We start from the raw sequence: 16,571 nt of genomic DNA, 5'->3' as shown, positions 1-16,571 counted from the left end.
CGGCGTCAATGGCGCGGCATGGAAGACGGCGTCCGCAAGGACGCCGTTCTCTTTGGGGGGGCTTTGCACGTAGCGACAAAGGCACGCATGACCTGATTTCGGGATCGAGCCATGTTGCTCTTGCGCTCAATCGCTCCTGCGTTTCGCGCCCTTGTCCGTCGCTTTGCCGGACGCTTTGGCGGACCGCTTTGCCGGCCCTTTGTTGATCGCCTGGCTCGCCGCTTTCTTCGCGGCTTTTCCGGGGGCCTTTTCCGCTTTGCGGGCGCCGTTGTCGCGCTTCTCGGCCTTCCGGGCTTTCTCGCCATTCTCGGCCCTCGCGGCCTTGAGTGCGTCTCCCGCCTTGTCCGCTTTCCTGATCTTGTTGCGCGACTTGTCATCGAACGGGGCCAGGGGATCGCGGATCTGCGGGCAGTCGATCTGAACCAGTTCGCGTCCGGCAGGTGCGTCGGCGAGCTTCACGGCCGTGAGTCGTCCGCCCCACACGCAGCCGGTGTCCAGGCCGAGCACGTTCTCGCGCATCACCAGGCCCAGTGCCGACCAGTGACCGAACACCATCGTGACGTCGGAGGTGCGGCGTCCCGGTGCATCGAACCACGGCTTGAGCTCGTCCGTGGCCGCGTCGGCCCCTTCCTTGATCTTGAAGTCGATGCGCCCGTCGGCGGTGCAGAAGCGCATCCGGGTGAGGGCGTTGATGGTCAGGCGTTGACGATCCTCGTCGCTCAGCGCGTCGTGCCATTGGTCGGGCTGATTGCCGAACATGCGCGAAAGGAAGGTCTTCCAGTCGGGGCCGCGAAGCTGTGCCTCGACGTCGCGGGCCAGCGCAATGACTTGTGCCGCATCCCACTGTGGCAGTACTCCGGCGTGCACCATCAGGTATCCGCGCTCGAAATGCGCCAGGGGCTGACGGCGAACCCAGTCGATGAGGGTGTCGCGGTCGGGGGCGGTGAGAATGTCATCGAGGGTGTCGCTACCGTGGGCCTGACGCACGCCGGCCGCGACGGCCAGCAGGTGGAGATCGTGATTGCCGAGCACGGCGGTGGCGCGATCGCCGAGGGCGATGACCTGACGTAGCGTGTCGAGCGAGCGCGGTCCGCGGTTGACGAGGTCGCCCGCGAGCCAGAGATCGGCGTCTTGCGGCAGGCGAGCGAGCAATTGTTCGAACGACGTTTGGCAACCCTGGAGGTCGCCGATGGCATAGATGTCACGCATCGCGTTGGTGGCGCTGTCTTGTCTGGTTGTCCCGATCAGGGGGCATCCGTGTGCCGCGGTCGCGCATGTCGGTCGACCCTGCGCGGCGCCCCGTGGTCGTTCATTTCTTGTAGATCAGCCAGCGCGGCGCCTTGAAGCGGACAATGCGCAGATACAGCCAGACGTAGGTCACCATGAAGGCGACACAGCACAAGGCGAGTACCAGACTATGCCGCCAGAAGACCGTCGCCGGAATCACTGCCAGCAAGCATAGCAGCCAAAGGTACGGCGAGGTCAAGGAATTGCGCTGTGTGAGCGCACTGGCCGTGCGCGCGCCCGCGGCCCAGCGCAACAGCCGCTTGTAGACGAGCATGTGCAGGTGCACGCCGTCGGGAATGCCGGGCGAGATGCCGCGCACGAAGCGCTTGCGATAGATCGAGAAGCACACCTCGAACGCCGGATAGATGACCATCAGCGCGGGATACCAAGGCGACACCTGTGGGTTGCGCATGACCAGCAGCACGGCGATTTCGGCCAGCATGAAACCGAGGAAGTAGGCACCGCCGTCGCCGAGGAAGATCAGCCCGCCGGGAAAATTGAAGATGAAAAAGCCGAGAATGGCGCCGACCATGATCATCGACGTCGTGAGCACGACCGGGTCCTGCACCTGGAACCCGACGTAGCCGAGCGAGGCAAACATGATCATCGCGACCATGGCGGCCAGGCCGTTGAAGCCGTCGATGATGTTGACGGCGTTGGCCATGCCGGCCACGCAAAGTACCGTGAGGGGCACCGATACCGCCGAGAACGCCAGCGCGCGGTCCGCCAGGCCGATGTCCACGCGGTTGATGTGGATGTCGAGCATCAGCCAGGCGAGCAGTGCGGCAACCATCGTGCAGAGCAGCCGGACCGTCGGTGTCACCCGCTTGGTCAGGTCTTCGATGAAGCCGGAAAGAAATGCGGGCAGCCCGCAGGCCACGAGCAGGAGAATGTCGCGGGCCACCTTGGGGTAGGGGACGCCCAGCGCGGTGGCGGCCACCACCAGTCCGGCCAGAATGCCCACGCCACCGATGCGCGGCACCGGCACCACGTGGAATTTCTGCACGCCCGCGACATCGCTATCACCCGAAAAACGGGCGTGGACGTGTGCGTAGCGAACGATCAACAGCGTCGCGATGAACGACACGACGAGAGCGATGGCGAGACTCAGCATGAGGCGGTGCGGCAGCCGTGACTTGACTTCTCAAAGATGATTTTGACTACGTCTCACTTCTTTCTATAAATCATCCATCGCGGCGATCGAAAGCGTACGATCCGTCGATACAGCCAGACATAAACCACAATGAAGACAAGACAGCAAACAGCCAACACCTCAGTGTGGCGCCAGAAAATCGTCGCTGGCAAGACGGCAGAAAGACAAAGCACCCACAGATATGGCGACGTCATTGAGTTGCGCCGTGCCAACTGTGCGGCTACCTTGGATCCAACGGCCCAACGCAGTACCCGCTTGTAAATCAGCATGTGCAGGTGTACGCCGTCAGGCATACTCGGGGAAACGCCTCGAACGAACCTGCGGCGATAAATGGAAAAACAGACTTCAAAAATCGGGTAAATCAGCATGAGCGCAGGGTACCACGGCGATACCATCGGATTGCGCATCACCAGCAGGATAGCCAGTTCTGCAAGCATGAATCCAATAAAATATGCACCTCCGTCGCCGAGGAAAATCAGCCCGTTTGGGTAGTTCAGTATAAAAAAACCAAGCACGGCACCTACCATAATCATAGCCGCCGAAAGCACAATACTGTCGCCAACATGAAATGCGACGTACCCGAGCGAAAGAAACATGAAAATGCTGACCATCGCGGCAAGACCGTTGAAGCCGTCGATGATATTGACAGCGTTGGTCATGGCGGCAGTACAAACCACGGTCAGTGCAACCGACGCGATCGGGTACGCCAGCAATCGATCGAGCGGTGCGATATCCAATCGATTAATGTGGATGCCGAGTATCCAATACGCCACGAGTGCTGACACCATTGCACAAACCAATCGCGCTCGCGGTGAAACGCGCTTCGTGATGTCCTCGATAAATCCACCGAGAAACACGGGGCCGGCACTTAGCGCAAGCAGCAGAATATCCTCCGTGCGGCCGGGGTAGGCGAGTGCGGCGAAGGTGGCCGCCACAATCAGTCCCAGCATGATGCCTAGGCCTCCGATGCGGGGCACGGGGTGGGCGTGGACTTTCTGAACCCCTCGAGTGTCGCTGTCGCTTGAGAAATGTGCGTGCACATGAGCGTAACGCACGATGAGCAGCGTAGTGACAAGTGAAACCACGAATGCCAATGTCAGGTTCAGCATATTACGAACGCGTTAACCATATTGCCCAGTTATGATGGCGATTGGGGGACTCGCCAAGCTCACTTAACGGTCGGTTTGGCGTGGAGAAGTTCTTCGACCGAGTTCGCCAATTATTCTGAAATATTCGGCAATCACCAATCGCTCGTCGAAATTTTGCGCTACTTTAGCACGCCCCGCTCTGCCTATCGCTGCGAGTTCACTCGCTGGCATGCTTGCCACCTGAATCATTTGTTTTGCCAATGCGGCAACGTTTTGCGCTGGCACGACCCATCCGGTCGTCCCTTGACCGACGACTTCACGGCAACCGTGAACGTCGGTGGTAACGACGGGGCGTGCCATGGCGCTCGCTTCCATGAGTGTCCGCGACAATCCTTCCCGATACGACGGCAATACTACGCAATGCGCTTGCGCGATGAATGGGCGCACCTCCTGAGTCACGCCAAGATATTCGACGAGCCCTTCGCGCACCCAAGAATCGACCTGACTGCGCGAGATGGCCGTCGGGTTTTCGACGTCGGCAGGCCCCAATAGCTGAAATCGGACGTGCGGCATCAGCGCTCTTATCTGCCTGGCTGCTTCAACGAACTCCAGAACACCCTTATCGCGCAGCAATCGGGCAATCAGCAAAAAGCGAAAAGTGCCGTCCTCTGCAGGCCATGGCGCGCTGGCGAAGTGATCGAGATCGACACCCTCGCCGGGCAGCAAGCGAGCCTTATGTATATCAACTAGGCCGCCAGAGACCATGGCCTCAAAGTCGGATTCGTTCAACAGCCAGTTCTCCCTTGTGTGGCGGAATGCATAGCGATACAACGTCCGCACAATATGGGTAATGACCGATTGGTTGATGAAAACGGTGCCCAGCCCCGTGGTTATGGAGACCGATTCGATTCCTGCCAAGTGGGCGGCGATGGCGCCGTAGATGTTCGGCTTGATCGTGTAATGGAAACAGACGGCGGGGCGAATACGTCGGTACAAGCGATACATCCGCCAAAGGAGTGCCAGGTCCTCCAATGGGTTCCGCCCTTTAGATGCCATCGGCAGAACGTGTACAGCGCAGCCCAAGTCGCGCAATAACGGCGCGTAGTCATCGTCGGGCGCGACCACATGTATCGGATGTCCGTGGCCCATTAGGGCGCGGATCGGACCGCCGCGAAAGTTGTAAATCGACCAAAATGTGTTGGAGCAAAAGAGAACGGGGGCGTTCATAGAGGTCAACATGTTGAACTACGCGCCGCAGCCAGTCGGGCATACAAGTCCAGCCAGCGTGTCACGACGGCGTCGAGCGAGTAATGGGAGACAATGCGGGCGCGATTCGCCACGCCGATGGCATGGCGTGCGTCGTGCCCGGCGCGCAGCGTGCGCAGCAGCGCGTCGGCCAGTCGTTGCGCGTCGCCGACGGGTACCAGCGCGTTGCCCGGGGCGTCGTCGGGCGTGCCGCCGATCATTTCGCGTACGCCGCCGCAGTCAGTCGAGACGATCGGCAGACCGCTGGCCATCGCCTCGCCAATCACCAGCGGCAGGCCCTCCCACGCCGACGACATGGCGTACACGTCCGCCGCGCACATCCACTGCGCAATGTCGTTGCGACGGCCGAGCAGCGTAACGGCGCGAGCAAGACCCAGCGAATCGATGCGCGCCTGCACGGCGTCGCGCATCGGCCCTTCGCCGGCGATGAACAGGCGGGCGTCGGGCATCTCGCGCAGTACGCGCGAGAAGGCGTCGATCATCACCGGATAGGCTTTCGCCTCGACCATTCGTCCGGCGGCAAACACGAGGGGGGCATCGAGCGCCCCGACGCCGGGCATGGCAGCCCGGCATTGCTGGCGCGTCAGGGCGTCCGGCCGATAGCGCGCCGTATCGATGCCGTTGGGCATGCTGACGATGCGCCCGGCCGGCACGGCGCGTTGCGCGACGAACGCGGCCACGGCGTCGTCGCTGACGTTGGTCGTCAGATCCGTCAACCCGTCGGTCAGCCGGTACGCAAGCATCCAGGCACGGCCCCCTTCGTTGCGACTGTGCGCGCTCGTCACGAGCACCGGCATCGGCGCGAGCACACGCGTGAGGCGCGCGAGCAGGTTGGCGTGCACCATGTGGGCGTGGACGACGTCCGGGTGCCACGCCCGCAGGCGTGCCGCGAGCCGAAGCATCGCGCACGCCAGCGACCAGGGCGTCTTGTTCGCCTTCAGTTCGACGAGCGTCAGACGCGGTGACACCGGTAGCGCGATCGCGCACGCGCCGGTCACCGACACGAGCATCACGTCATGCCCGCGCGAGAGAAAGCCGCGCGCGAGGTCGCCCACCTGGGTCTCGGCGCCGCCCAGCTGGAGTCCGGTGGTGAGCAGGACGATCTTCATCGTGCGACGCCCGGCAGGGTACCCGCGTCGGTCCACAACGTCTCCCAGCGCGCGGCGATGGCATCGGCGCGAAAGGCCTGGGCATGGGCATAGCCCGCCAGCCCGAGTCGTCGTCGCAATGCAGGGTCGCCGATCAGACGCCGCAGCGCGGCCGCCAGCGCGTCGATATCGCCGTCTTCCACCACGAGGCTGTCGACCTCGTCATGCAGCAGCGCCCGAGGTCCGGCGTCTGCGGCGTAGGCCACGATGGGGACCGCGTAGGCTTTCGTCTCGATCAATACCAGCCCGAAGCTCTCGCGCCGCGAGGGCAGGCAATACAGGGTCGCCTGCGCATAGTGTCGTGCGATGTCGGCCACGGCGGGCAGCACTTGCACGCTGTCGCCGACACCCGCGTCGCGGGCCTGCGCGAGCAGCGTTTCGCGCAATGGGCCGTCGCCGACGATCCGCACCTGCCAGCCGGGAGCCTGTCGGGCGACGCGCGCCCAGGCGTCGATGAGCCGGTCGAACCCTTTCTCCGGGACCAGGCGCCCGACGGCGAGCACGCAGCGCGCGTCGTCCTGGGCGGCCGGTGGTGTGTCGGGCATCGGGATGCCGAGCGGATTGGGCAGCGTGACGAATCTGGCGCGCGCATGCGGGTGGTGCGCTTGCCACGCGTTGCGATCGGCCTCGGTGAGCACCACGACGGCATCGTAGCGGCGTGCGGCCAGCGCCCGCGCCCAGCGACGCGCGCGTCGACCGAGGTCACTGGCGTAGGTGCTGTGCTCCCACGCGATGCGTTGCATCGGCACGCCGAGCGTTGCGGGTACCGTGTAGAGCGCGAGCATCGGGTCGACGTCGATCATGATCTCGATGGCGTTCGCGCGCACATAACGCCGAAGCGCCCGCGCGATGGACAGGTAGTGGCGCTTGAATGCCACCCGCTCGCCGAACATCGCATGATGCGAGACCCCCGGCGAGAGCAGGAAGACGGGCTTGTGTCCCCACAGCGAGACCACATGCACGCGATGTCCGCGTGCCGCAAGCGCGTTGGCGAGCGTGGCCGTGGCGCGCTCGGCACCGGCGAACGCGGCGAGTGTGCCGGTGAACAGGCAGACGGTTCGGGCGTGCGCGGCGTCGCTGGCGGAGGCGAAGGTCGTCATGTCGCCCCCGTCAGTCGCGTTTGAGCAGCCAGATGCCGAGCATCAGCGCAGCCGCGTATCCGGCGCCGTAGCCCAGTGCGCCGGCCAGGGCGCCGAGTTGCGGCGCGAGACTGCGCACGACGATGAAGGCAACCGCGGCCGCGCACGCCCATTTGGCGATGACCCAGCGCCCGGCGCCGCGCCGCACGAGCACCAGGTTCAGGGCGGCGTCGGCGAACACGAGAATGCCCATGAGCGCCGACACGCGCAGAATCTCGGCCGACTGCGCAAAACCCGCGCCGTAGATCAGATGCACGATCCACGGCGCCAGCAGCGCGACCGGCACGGCCAGGCATGCGCCCGCGCCGACCATCAGCCAGACGGCGCGTACGGTGTTGCGCCGCGCGATGGCGTTGTCTAGCGTCTGGAAGATCAACTGTGGCGCGAGCGAATTCGCGATGATCGGCGCCACGAGCACGAAGTTTTCCGTGACTTGCATGGCGGCGGCGTACGCCCCCAGTTCGGAGAGGGGGATGAGTGGCTTGAGCACCAGTTGATCGATGCGCTTGAACAGGATCATGAGCATCAGGCCGCCCCAGAAGCTCGTGCCGCTCGCCAGCAGGTCGAGCAGCAGCCGGCGTTGCCAGACCACCGGGGTTTTCGGCGAGTGCGTGAAGTAGTAGCGCACGAGTAGCGCGGCGGCCACGATGGCTTCGACCGCATAGACGACGGCGAACGCGCTAACGCTCGCGTGCGTGACGAACAGGATCGCCACGAGCGCGAGTTTCACCCCCAGCGCACAGAGGTTGGCACTCACGCTCGGCCGGTTGAAGGTACGCGCCTGCAGCCAGGCGATCACGATGCCCGATGGCTCGCGAAACCACAGCGCCACGCCCAGCCAGAGTGTCACGGCGACGAGCGACGACTCGGCGAACCCGATCACGTACACGGCCAGGAGCGTGTAGGCGACGGCGGCGGCCGCCAGGCGCAGCACGAACGCGTGGGCGATGATCGTGCGTTGTTCTGCCTCGGGTTTGCCGACCAGACGGGGCACCACCACTTCGCTGCCGCACAGCAGCGTGAGCGAAGCGGCGAGGAAGACCAGCGATTGCGCGTACTGAAACAGGCCGAATTGCGCGGCGCCCAGGCTGCGCGCCAGAAGCCCGGAGACCGCGATGCCGCCGGCGATCTGCGCGCCGCGCTCGGTCAGCATCCAGAGGATGTTGCGAATGATGGTCCGATAGGGCATGTGGCGCTCGCGCGGCTCACTCGTTCTCAAGATAAGCAAAACCGGCCTTGCGAGGCCGGTGCTGGAAGACGTCGTGCGACGTCATGTCCCTGTCCAGGTGGCGCGCGGTCGATTGTAGGCGCCCGCCGACAGGGTTTCGGGACATGCCGCGGTGCGGCGAAGTCCCGTATAATTTTAACGTAATGCAGCCGTTCCCGGCCGGGCTTCGCGCCGGGATTTCCGTTTGCGGCGCAGCCGGCGTTCATGTAGCGCGCTTGCGGCACCTCGTCGTGGCCGTTGTCCGGCGCTGCAGCATGCGAGATCGCGCCCGCACCGGGTCAGGGCAGGCATCGGGAGTGCCCCGATCGTCCCTCCACCCGCCACGGGCGCCCATTTCTATCCCTCGTTTCCGAGAGACCCTGTTCCATGACGCAAACCACGCAAGTTTCGCCTGCGATTTTCAAGGCTTACGATATCCGCGGCATCGTCGGCAAGACCCTCGACGCCAACGTCGCGCACCTCATCGGGCGCGCCTTCGGCACGGCCCTGCGTCGTGAAGGCGGCAACGCCGTCGTGGTCGGCCGCGACGGCCGCCTGTCCGGTCCCGAGCTTGTCGGCGCATTGTCGGACGGGCTGCGCGCGGCCGGTGTCGACGTGGTCGATATCGGCGTCGTCGTGACCCCGATGGTGTACTTCGCGACCAACGTCACGTTGCACGGGCGCGTCGTCGACTCGGGCATCATGGTCACGGGCAGCCACAATCCGCCCGACTACAACGGTTTCAAGATGGTGCTGCGCGGCCGTGCAATCTATGGCGATGCCATTCAGGGCCTCGCGAAGCTCATCGAGCAACAGGACTTCGAGACCGGGCAGGGCACTTATACGGCCGACGAAATCGGCGAATCGTATCGCGCGCGCATCGCCAACGACGTGCATCTGGCGCGGCCGATGAAGATCGCCGTGGACTGCGGTAATGGCGTGGCGGGTGCTTACGCGCCGGCGCTGTTCCAGGCGCTGGGTTGCGACGTGATCGAGCTGTTCTGCGACGTCGACGGCACCTTCCCCAACCATCATCCGGATCCGGCGCATCCTGAAAACCTTCAGGACCTGATCAGGACGCTGCAAACGACCGACGCCGAGATCGGCCTCGCGTTCGACGGCGACGGCGATCGCCTGGGTGTGGTCACCAAGGACGGCCAGATCATCTATCCGGATCGCCAACTGATGCTGTTCGCCGAGGAAGTGCTGAGCCGCAATCCGGGCGAGAAGATCATCTACGACGTGAAATGCACGCGCAACCTGGCGGACTGGGTGCGCAAGCACGGCGGCGAGCCGCTCATGTGGAAGACGGGGCACTCGCTGGTCAAGGCCAAGCTCAAGGAAACCGGCGCGCCTCTCGCGGGCGAGATGAGCGGCCACGTGTTCTTCAAGGACCGCTGGTACGGCTTCGACGACGGCCTGTACACGGGCGCGCGTCTGCTCGAGATTCTCTCGAAGTCGGCCGATCCGAGTGCCGTCCTCAACGCACTGCCGAACTCGATTTCCACGCCCGAGCTGCAGATCCCGCTGGCCGAGGGCGAGAACTTCGCGCTGATCGACAAGCTGCGCGAGACGGCGAAGTTCGACGGTGCGCGGGACGTGATCAAGATCGATGGGGTGCGCGTCGAATATCCCGATGGCTTCGGTCTGGCGCGTTCGTCGAACACCACGCCGGTGGTCGTGCTGCGTTTCGAGGCCGACAGCGACGCGGCGATCGGGCGAATTCAGGAAGACTTCCGTCGCGCCATCCTCGCGGTCAAGCCGGACGCGAAGTTGCCGTTCTGACGCCGTGCGCGCGCGCGGCGGCGCGCCTTGCGAGATCCGGCAAGGCAGGCGTCGCGACGCGCCCGGCAACAAACGGTGTCCGGCATGCCGGGTCGGGGTAAAATCGCGGTTTTGCTCACGAGGCCCGGCCGAACCGCCGGGGCGTTCGGTTGCAGGTTCTGATCGTCAAAGTCTCGTCGCTCGGCGACGTCGTCCATAACATGCCCGTGGTGCAGGATATTCTGCGCCGCTGTCCCGACGCCCGGATCGACTGGGTCGTGGAAGAGGGCTTCGTCGACCTCGTCAAACTGGTTCGCGGTGTGCGCCGGGTCATTCCCTTCGCGTTGCGACGCTGGCGCAAGAAGCCGTTCGCGGCGGCCACCTGGCAGGAAATCGGCGCCTTTCGTCGCGCGTTGCGCGAAACCCCTTACGACTACGTGATCGACACGCAGGGGCTGGTCAAGACCGGCTGGATCGCGCGCACCGCGCGTGGCGCGGTGTGGGGGCTGGGCAATCGCACCGAAGGCGCGAGCTACGAATGGCCGGTGCGCTTTCTCTACCGGCACATGGTCCGCATCGAGCCTCACACGCACGTCGTGACGCGCTCGCGCTTGCTCGTCGCCGAAGCCATGGGCTTCCAGATGCCGGCGGAGATCGACTTCGGCATCGCCACGGAGCGTGCGGATCACAGCCAGTGCCCGGACCGGCCGTATGCCGTGTTCGTGCATGCCACCTCGCGCGACGACAAGACATGGCCCGAAGCCGACTGGATTGCGCTGGGGCGCGATCTGGCGGCGCAGGGCCTGTTGATCGTGCTGCCGTGGGGGAGTGCCGCCGAGCGTGACGTGTCGCATCGTCTGGCCGCCGCGCTGGGCGAGCACGCGTGGGTGCCGCCCCGAATGAATCTGTCGCAGGTGGTCGGCCTGATCGACCGCGGCGCGATCACCGTGGGCGTGGATACCGGACTGGTGCATATTGCCGCAGCCCTGAACCGCCCGACCATCGAGCTATACAATTTCAGCACGGCGTGGCGAACCGGAGGATTCTGGTCGCCGCACATCGTCAATCTCGGCGACGCCGAACACAAACCCACGCTCGCCCAGGTGCGCGACGCCGTGCGCCAGCTCGCACCGTCGATGTCGCCGGCCGCGGGTGGCGCCGCCGCGCCCAGCGAGGACCGAAGCGCATGACCCAAATGAACTCACGGAACGCAAGCGGGTCCGGCAAGGCCGGCAGCCAGATCGTCACGGTCGAATCGGGCGACTGGCAGGGCGCACAGCTCTCCGTACCGCGCGAGACGCTGGTCGCCGATGTCGAGGCCGGCAAGGTGCTTTATTTCCCGCATCTGAATTTCGCCATCGATGCGTCCGAGCAGCGCTTGCTCGATCCGGCGATTGCCGATCCCAGGCGCAAGAACATCAGTCTCGATCCGAAGTCGGACGTGCTCGTCGGCGTCGCCTCCGATGACGCCACGCAGCGGGCCGTGCACGCCCTCGTCAAGCGCTACTACACGCAGGCGTGCAGTCTGATCGACGGCCTGCTGCCGGAGTATCGCGGCAAGCTGCGTGCGGCGCCCACGAGCCTGCGCCTGCATCAGGTGGAGACGCGTCAGACGTCGTGGCGCAAGGACGACAGTCGCCTGCACGTCGACGCCTTTCCGTCGCGTCCGAACTACGGCGAGCGCATCCTGCGCGTGTTCACCAACATCAACCCGGCCGGTCAGCCGCGCGTGTGGCGCGTGGGCGAGCCCTTCGAAGACGTGGCCACGCGATTCCTGCCCAGGGTGCCCAGGCAATGGCCCGGCTCGGCCTGGCTGCAGAACGCGGTGGGCATCACTAAGCGACCGCGCAGCGGCTACGATCACATCATGCTGCACCTGCACGACGGCATGAAGGCCGACATGGCCTATCAGCGCGACGCGGGGCAGCAGACCATGCCGTTCCCGCCAGGCAGTGTCTGGATCTGCTTCTCGGATCAGACTTCGCACGCCGTGATGTCGGGACAGTTCATGATGGAGCAGACCTTCTTCCTGCCCGCCGAGGCGATGGTGCACCCCGAGTGCTCGCCGCTGGCGGTCTTGCAACGCCTCACGCATCGCGCGCTGATCTGAATGCTGCTGCGCCTCATCTATCGCGCGCTCTGGTGGGTCGTTGCACCATTGGCGGTGGTTCGCCTGTGGTGGCGTGGCCGCTTCGAGCCGGGCTATCGTCGTCACATCGGTGAGCGGTTCGGGTACTACGACACGCCGCCATACACCGGCCGTCCGCTGATCTGGGTGCACGCGGTCTCGGTCGGCGAGACCCGTGCCGCGCAGCCGCTCATCGACGCGCTGCTCGAACGCTATCCGTCGCACGGCATTCTGCTCACGCACATGACGCCGACCGGGCGAGCCACCGGCGAAAGCCTGTTCGGCGAACGCGTGCAGCGCTGCTACCTGCCGTACGACATGGTCGGGCCGATCCGGCGATTCCTGAAGCACTGGCGCCCGAGCGTCGGCGTGGTGATGGAGACCGAGGTTTGGCCGAACCTGATTTTCACTTGCCGCGAACGCCGTGTGCCGCTGGTGTTGACCAATGCGCGGATGTCGGCGCGTTCGTTCCGGCGCGCCGCGCGCTTCGGCGACGCCGCCCGGCCGGTCTTCGGTGGCTTCAGCCGCGTGTTCGCGCAAAGCGACGCCGACGCCGAGCGCCTGCGCATGCTCGGTGCGAGCGACGTCGACGTGATGGGCAACCTGAAGTTCGACATGACGCCATCGCCCGCATTGCTCGCGCTCGGCGCGCGCTGGCGAGCCCGCTTCGGCGAGCGCAAGGTCTGGCTCGCGGCCAGCACACGCGACGGCGAGGAGGCGCTGGTGCTCCAGGCGCGCGCCATGCTGGCGGCAGCCTCTGACGTGGGGCGTCGCGCGTTGCTGGTGCTGGTGCCGCGACACCCGCAGCGCTTCGACGAAGTGGCGGCCATGCTCGAGAAAGTGCGCCTGAACTATGTGCGCCGCAGTGCATTGCCCGACGACGATACGCCGCTGCCGGCCGACGTCGACGTGGTGCTCGGCGACTCCATGGGCGAGATGCCGGCCTATTTTTCGGCGGCCGACGTCGCGTTCATCGGCGGCAGCTTGCTGCCGCTGGGTGGCCAGAACCTGATCGAGGCCTGCGCGGCGGGAACACCGGTCGTCTTCGGCCCACACATGTTCAACTTCACGCAGGCCAGCGAAAACGCGCTGGCCGCAGGTGCGGCGCGCCGGGTAAGCGACGCCGGCGAACTGGCCGCCACGCTGGCCGACCTGTTACTCAACGACGACCGGCGATTGGCCATGCGCACGGCGGCCACCCTGTTTGCCCGGCAGCACCAGGGCGCGACGGCGCGCACCGTCACGGCATTGGGCCGCTGGCTCGACACCGGACGGGTCGCGCCACAGGACTGAGGGTCCCCCATCTCCCGGTGGGACGGCGTGGACCGCCGTTGTGGCTTCAGGTGGGCTTTTCCGGCGGGCGTCCGGCCTTGCGGCCGCATGCGGCGAGCCTGGGAGGGCGTGCGGCCCTGGCTGGCTCAGTAGGTCGGCATCGACGGATCGACCTGGAGTGCCCAGGCATCGATGCCGCCAGCCAGATTGAACAGCCGGGTAAAGCCTTGTTGTTCCAGAAACATCGCGGCGCGCGCGCTGCGCATGCCGTGATGGCAGATGCACACGATGGGTGCGTCGGCGTCGAGTTCGTTCAGACGGGAGGGCACATCGCCGAGCGGCACATGCTTGCTGTGGGCGATGCTGCAGGTCTGGACTTCCCAGTCCTCGCGAACGTCGAGGAGCGTGGGTTGGCCGCGATCCCCGTCCGCGAGCCACTGGGCCAATTCCGCCGGAGTGATGTTTTCCATGGTGTTCGTTGTCTTATTATTCCGGGCCGGCGCCGTGCGTTGCCGAACGGTGCACTGGCCCGGTCGCCGGCTTCAGAACTTGAAATTCGACGGTTGCGGTGCGACGAGATAGGGCACCTGCGTCTCGAACAGGTTTTCGCGGCGGTATTCGTTCTCGGACACGCGCGTGACGAGCACGGCTTCCATGACCGGCGCGCTTCCCACGAAGGCGGCGAGACGGCCGCCGACTTTCAACTGGTCGAGGAAGGTTTGCGGCAGGACGGCCAGACCGCCCGAGATTGCGATCACGTCGTACGGGGCGGCGGCGCTCCAGCCTTGCGCGCCGTCGGCATTGATCACTTCGACGTTCGTCACGCCGTTGGCGCGCAGCGTCTGCTGGGCCGCCTGAGCAAGATTGGCGTCGAACTCCACGCTCGTGACGTGGTGTGCGTTGTAGGCCAGCAACGCGGCCATGTAGCCCGAACCGGTGCCGATTTCCAGCACGTTTTCGTTCTTCTTCGGCGCGAGCGCTTGCAGAATGCGGGCTTCCACTCGCGGGAACATCATGTGCTGGCTCTTGTTGGCGATGGCGGCGCCCGGCAGCGGCAGCTCGACGTCGGTGAATGCGCTGGCGCGGTACGCGGCCGGCACGAATGCCTCGCGCTTGACGACCTTCAGCAGATTGAGCACGTCCTGGTCGAGCACGTCCCAGGGACGGATCTGCTGCTCGATCATGTTAAAGCGGGCCTGTTCGTAATTCATTTCGATTACCGTGGGTAGTAGGCGAACACAACCTGGCATTTTACCAGTTCCGGGCGGTAGTCACGATGACGCGTGCACTTTTGCCGCACGTGTGGCAAAAGATCGGGACAGACGACCCTCAGGCCGCCCGTTTGGGCGAGATGGGCGAGCTGGGCGAGGTGGCCGAGAAAGCGGACGACGGCGCGACCGGAGCGCCGGCGGCATCGGGCGCATCCGACGCTGCCGCGGGCAATGCCACGCGATTGAGATACGCCGCGCACATCGTCGCCATCTGATCGGCGATCTGGCCGGCCAGCGTCTCCGAGCAGGCGGCGGGCGCCCGGTTCTCCAGAATCGCCTTGATGGGACCGGTCATCGAATTGAGGAAGACGAAGGCCACGGTCTCCGGATCGTCGAAGCTCACGTTGCGCGCCGTCTTCAGCATGCTCACGACCGCGCCGTGCATGCGCGTCGCCGCGTCGGCAAACACCTTGCGTCCGTCGAGATCTTCCGAGAGCCGGTACAGCGCCTGCGCCTCTTCGATGTCCGTCATCTTCGCCCCGACGTACGCCTTCGCGAGCGAGTGCGCCATGACCTCGAGCGGTTCGCCGTGCGAGGCGAGGCAGGTGGACTCGACCGTGCAGACGATCCGGTCGATGTGCCGCCCGAGCACCGCATAGAGCAGCACCTGCTTGTTCTGGAAGTACTGGTACAGCGTGCCGACCGATACCCCCGCGCGCTCGGCCACCCGGGTGGTGGTCAACTGGCGCCCGCCGTCGAGCAGCAAAACCTGAAGCGCTGCTTCGAAAATGGCGTCGATGGTGACCCGCGAGCGCGCCTGTTGCGGCGTTTTACGGGGCGTTGCGGGCCCTCGGGTGTCCGGTTTCATATGCGAATGGAAAAGCTGAAGGATTCTTCATAAACTCGATGCTAACAAATTTGCGCGCGGTCGGGCGCATGACAACAAAGCATACGACGGGAGCAGTCATGAAACGGGACGCCATCGAGAGTATCGACAATGCGGCACGCGAGGACGCCGAGCGCCATCTGGGCCGCGTGGCACTGGTGACCGGTGCCACGCGGGGCATTGGACAGGAAGTCGCGAAAGCCCTTGCCGAGGCCGGCATGACGGTCCTCGTGGGCGCACGCGAGCAGGCAAAGGGCGACGACGTGGTCGAACCGCTGCGCAAGGCGGGATTTCAGGCGGAGGCGCTGGTGATCGATCTGTTGCGTCCGGAAACGCTGCATGCGGCTGCGTACCACATCGGTCGTTATTACGGCCGTCTCGACGTGCTGGTGAACAATGCCGGTGTGACCGATCCGCGCGACGATGTCCCGGAGAAGGCTTCCATCGAGGCCGTCGAGCGGGTCTTCGCGACCAATTTCTTCGGCACGTTGCGTGTCACGCAGGCGATGTTGCCATGGCTGGCGCGTTCGGAGCGCGCCCGTATCGTGAACGTGTCGAGCGGGCTGGGGTCGCTCGCGCGCAACAGCGATCCGGCGTGGGAGCATGGTGCGTTTCGCCAGATCGGCTTCAACGCGTCGAAGGCGGCGCTGAACATGCTGACGGTGCAGCTTTCGCATACGTTGCGCGAGACGTCGATCACGGTCAATTCGGTCGATCCGGGTGCGCCGGCCGACCTCGCGGTCGACGCCAGCGGCAAGCGCGTGCGCCAGGGCATGGCCGAGGGAGCGCGAAGCGTGCTGATGCTCGCACTCGGGGAACGCGGTCCGGTCACGGGCGGCTTTTATGGTTGCGAGGGACCATTGCCGTGGTAAGCGGCGCGCCCTCCGGTCCTCGACGCCGCTCGCGGTAAAATGCGGGCGTTGAAATTGAAATGCAGTCGACGTCTTGCCGTCACGTGTCGGGCACCGTAGATGAAGCGCCGCGCGTCCTCCTGCAAGCGCCTTGTCATCCCACGATCTTTT

15 protein-coding genes are annotated in these 16,571 nt (G+C 65.1%); 5 read left to right on the top strand and 10 right to left on the bottom strand.

What is annotated here, in order from left to right:
• Positions 1-126: 126 nt before the first annotated feature.
• The 7 genes from PMO31116_RS08925 to PMO31116_RS08895 form a co-directional block, all read right to left on the bottom strand.
• A complete protein-coding gene (locus tag PMO31116_RS08925) occupies positions 127-1,209 on the bottom strand; it encodes a symmetrical bis(5'-nucleosyl)-tetraphosphatase (protein ID WP_150566406.1) in 1,083 nt (360 codons plus the stop codon).
• A 100-nt stretch (positions 1,210-1,309) separates the two neighbouring features.
• Entirely contained in the window at positions 1,310-2,401 is a 1,092-nt protein-coding gene (locus PMO31116_RS08920) for an MraY family glycosyltransferase (RefSeq protein ID WP_150566405.1), read from the bottom strand.
• 53 nt (positions 2,402-2,454) lie between these two features.
• Positions 2,455-3,549: an MraY family glycosyltransferase gene (locus tag PMO31116_RS08915; protein ID WP_150566404.1), complete on the bottom strand. Its 1,095-nt coding sequence runs from the start codon at positions 3,547-3,549 to the stop codon at positions 2,455-2,457.
• 63 nt (positions 3,550-3,612) lie between these two features.
• The gene (locus PMO31116_RS08910) at positions 3,613-4,755 is read right to left on the bottom strand and encodes a glycosyltransferase family 4 protein (RefSeq protein ID WP_150566403.1); all 1,143 of its coding nucleotides are present in this window, start codon (positions 4,753-4,755) and stop codon (positions 3,613-3,615) included.
• A gap of 5 nt (positions 4,756-4,760) precedes the next feature.
• Positions 4,761-5,903, bottom strand: a complete 1,143-nt coding sequence (locus PMO31116_RS08905) for a glycosyltransferase (protein WP_150566402.1) — start codon at positions 5,901-5,903, stop codon at positions 4,761-4,763.
• The gene (locus tag PMO31116_RS08900; RefSeq protein WP_150566401.1) at positions 5,900-7,042 is read right to left on the bottom strand and encodes a glycosyltransferase family 4 protein; all 1,143 of its coding nucleotides are present in this window, start codon (positions 7,040-7,042) and stop codon (positions 5,900-5,902) included. The genes PMO31116_RS08905 and PMO31116_RS08900 overlap by 4 nt, the downstream gene beginning before the upstream one ends.
• A gap of 10 nt (positions 7,043-7,052) precedes the next feature.
• A complete protein-coding gene (locus PMO31116_RS08895; RefSeq protein ID WP_150566400.1) occupies positions 7,053-8,270 on the bottom strand; it encodes an oligosaccharide flippase family protein in 1,218 nt (405 codons plus the stop codon).
• 405 nt (positions 8,271-8,675) lie between these two features.
• Here PMO31116_RS08895 and PMO31116_RS08890 point away from each other — a divergent pair, with 405 nt between their 5' ends.
• The 4 genes from PMO31116_RS08890 to waaA all read left to right on the top strand — a co-directional run bounded on the left by PMO31116_RS08890 (position 8,676) and on the right by waaA (position 13,473).
• Complete coding sequence (locus PMO31116_RS08890; RefSeq protein ID WP_150566399.1) at positions 8,676-10,073, top strand: phosphomannomutase/phosphoglucomutase; 1,398 nt, start codon at positions 8,676-8,678, stop codon at positions 10,071-10,073.
• A gap of 200 nt (positions 10,074-10,273) precedes the next feature.
• Entirely contained in the window at positions 10,274-11,242 is a 969-nt protein-coding gene (gene waaC / locus PMO31116_RS08885) for a lipopolysaccharide heptosyltransferase I (protein WP_246185229.1), read from the top strand.
• Positions 11,243-11,247: 5 nt separating this feature from the next.
• Complete coding sequence (gene kdoO / locus PMO31116_RS08880) at positions 11,248-12,162, top strand: Kdo hydroxylase KdoO (RefSeq protein ID WP_150566555.1); 915 nt, start codon at positions 11,248-11,250, stop codon at positions 12,160-12,162.
• A gap of 3 nt (positions 12,163-12,165) precedes the next feature.
• Positions 12,166-13,473: a lipid IV(A) 3-deoxy-D-manno-octulosonic acid transferase gene (gene waaA / locus PMO31116_RS08875; RefSeq protein WP_174971100.1), complete on the top strand. Its 1,308-nt coding sequence runs from the start codon at positions 12,166-12,168 to the stop codon at positions 13,471-13,473.
• Between the two features lie 125 nt (positions 13,474-13,598).
• Here waaA and PMO31116_RS08870 read toward each other — a convergent pair whose 3' ends face one another.
• From PMO31116_RS08870 to PMO31116_RS08860, 3 genes are all read right to left on the bottom strand, one after another.
• Positions 13,599-13,922 (bottom strand): rhodanese-like domain-containing protein, encoded by a 324-nt coding sequence (locus PMO31116_RS08870; protein WP_023594288.1) that lies wholly within the window; start codon positions 13,920-13,922, stop codon positions 13,599-13,601.
• Between the two features lie 72 nt (positions 13,923-13,994).
• Complete coding sequence (locus PMO31116_RS08865) at positions 13,995-14,663, bottom strand: protein-L-isoaspartate O-methyltransferase family protein (RefSeq protein WP_150566396.1); 669 nt, start codon at positions 14,661-14,663, stop codon at positions 13,995-13,997.
• 118 nt (positions 14,664-14,781) lie between these two features.
• On the bottom strand, positions 14,782-15,531 hold the full coding sequence (locus tag PMO31116_RS08860; protein ID WP_150566395.1) for a TetR/AcrR family transcriptional regulator: 750 nt from the start codon (positions 15,529-15,531) through the stop codon (positions 14,782-14,784).
• Between the two features lie 98 nt (positions 15,532-15,629).
• On the opposite strand from PMO31116_RS08860, the gene PMO31116_RS08855 reads away from it, so the two are divergent.
• Complete coding sequence (locus tag PMO31116_RS08855) at positions 15,630-16,421, top strand: SDR family NAD(P)-dependent oxidoreductase (RefSeq protein ID WP_150566394.1); 792 nt, start codon at positions 15,630-15,632, stop codon at positions 16,419-16,421.
• Positions 16,422-16,571: the final 150 nt, after the last annotated feature.

It is taken from the genome of Pandoraea morbifera, assembly GCF_902459575.1.
Lineage (GTDB): Bacteria > Pseudomonadota > Gammaproteobacteria > Burkholderiales > Burkholderiaceae > Pandoraea > Pandoraea morbifera.
This window is presented reverse-complemented; position numbering and strand designations above follow the sequence as displayed.

What these genes read in the sequence shown, in the direction of transcription:
- PMO31116_RS08925 (WP_150566406.1), bottom strand. Translation starts at nt 1,209, where the DNA reads ATGCGTGACATCTATGCCATCGGCGACCTCCAGGGTTGCCAAACGTCG.
- PMO31116_RS08920 (WP_150566405.1), bottom strand. Translation starts at nt 2,401, where the DNA reads ATGCTGAGTCTCGCCATCGCTCTCGTCGTGTCGTTCATCGCGACGCTG.
- PMO31116_RS08915 (WP_150566404.1), bottom strand. Translation starts at nt 3,549, where the DNA reads ATGCTGAACCTGACATTGGCATTCGTGGTTTCACTTGTCACTACGCTG.
- PMO31116_RS08910 (WP_150566403.1), bottom strand. Translation starts at nt 4,755, where the DNA reads ATGAACGCCCCCGTTCTCTTTTGCTCCAACACATTTTGGTCGATTTAC.
- PMO31116_RS08905 (WP_150566402.1), bottom strand. Translation starts at nt 5,903, where the DNA reads ATGAAGATCGTCCTGCTCACCACCGGACTCCAGCTGGGCGGCGCCGAG.
- PMO31116_RS08900 (WP_150566401.1), bottom strand. Translation starts at nt 7,042, where the DNA reads ATGACGACCTTCGCCTCCGCCAGCGACGCCGCGCACGCCCGAACCGTC.
- PMO31116_RS08895 (WP_150566400.1), bottom strand. Translation starts at nt 8,270, where the DNA reads ATGCCCTATCGGACCATCATTCGCAACATCCTCTGGATGCTGACCGAG.
- PMO31116_RS08890 (WP_150566399.1), top strand. Translation starts at nt 8,676, where the DNA reads ATGACGCAAACCACGCAAGTTTCGCCTGCGATTTTCAAGGCTTACGAT.
- waaC (WP_246185229.1), top strand. Translation starts at nt 10,274, where the DNA reads ATGCCCGTGGTGCAGGATATTCTGCGCCGCTGTCCCGACGCCCGGATC.
- kdoO (WP_150566555.1), top strand. Translation starts at nt 11,248, where the DNA reads ATGAACTCACGGAACGCAAGCGGGTCCGGCAAGGCCGGCAGCCAGATC.
- PMO31116_RS08870 (WP_023594288.1), bottom strand. Translation starts at nt 13,922, where the DNA reads ATGGAAAACATCACTCCGGCGGAATTGGCCCAGTGGCTCGCGGACGGG.
- PMO31116_RS08865 (WP_150566396.1), bottom strand. Translation starts at nt 14,663, where the DNA reads ATGAATTACGAACAGGCCCGCTTTAACATGATCGAGCAGCAGATCCGT.
- PMO31116_RS08860 (WP_150566395.1), bottom strand. Translation starts at nt 15,531, where the DNA reads ATGAAACCGGACACCCGAGGGCCCGCAACGCCCCGTAAAACGCCGCAA.
- PMO31116_RS08855 (WP_150566394.1), top strand. Translation starts at nt 15,630, where the DNA reads ATGAAACGGGACGCCATCGAGAGTATCGACAATGCGGCACGCGAGGAC.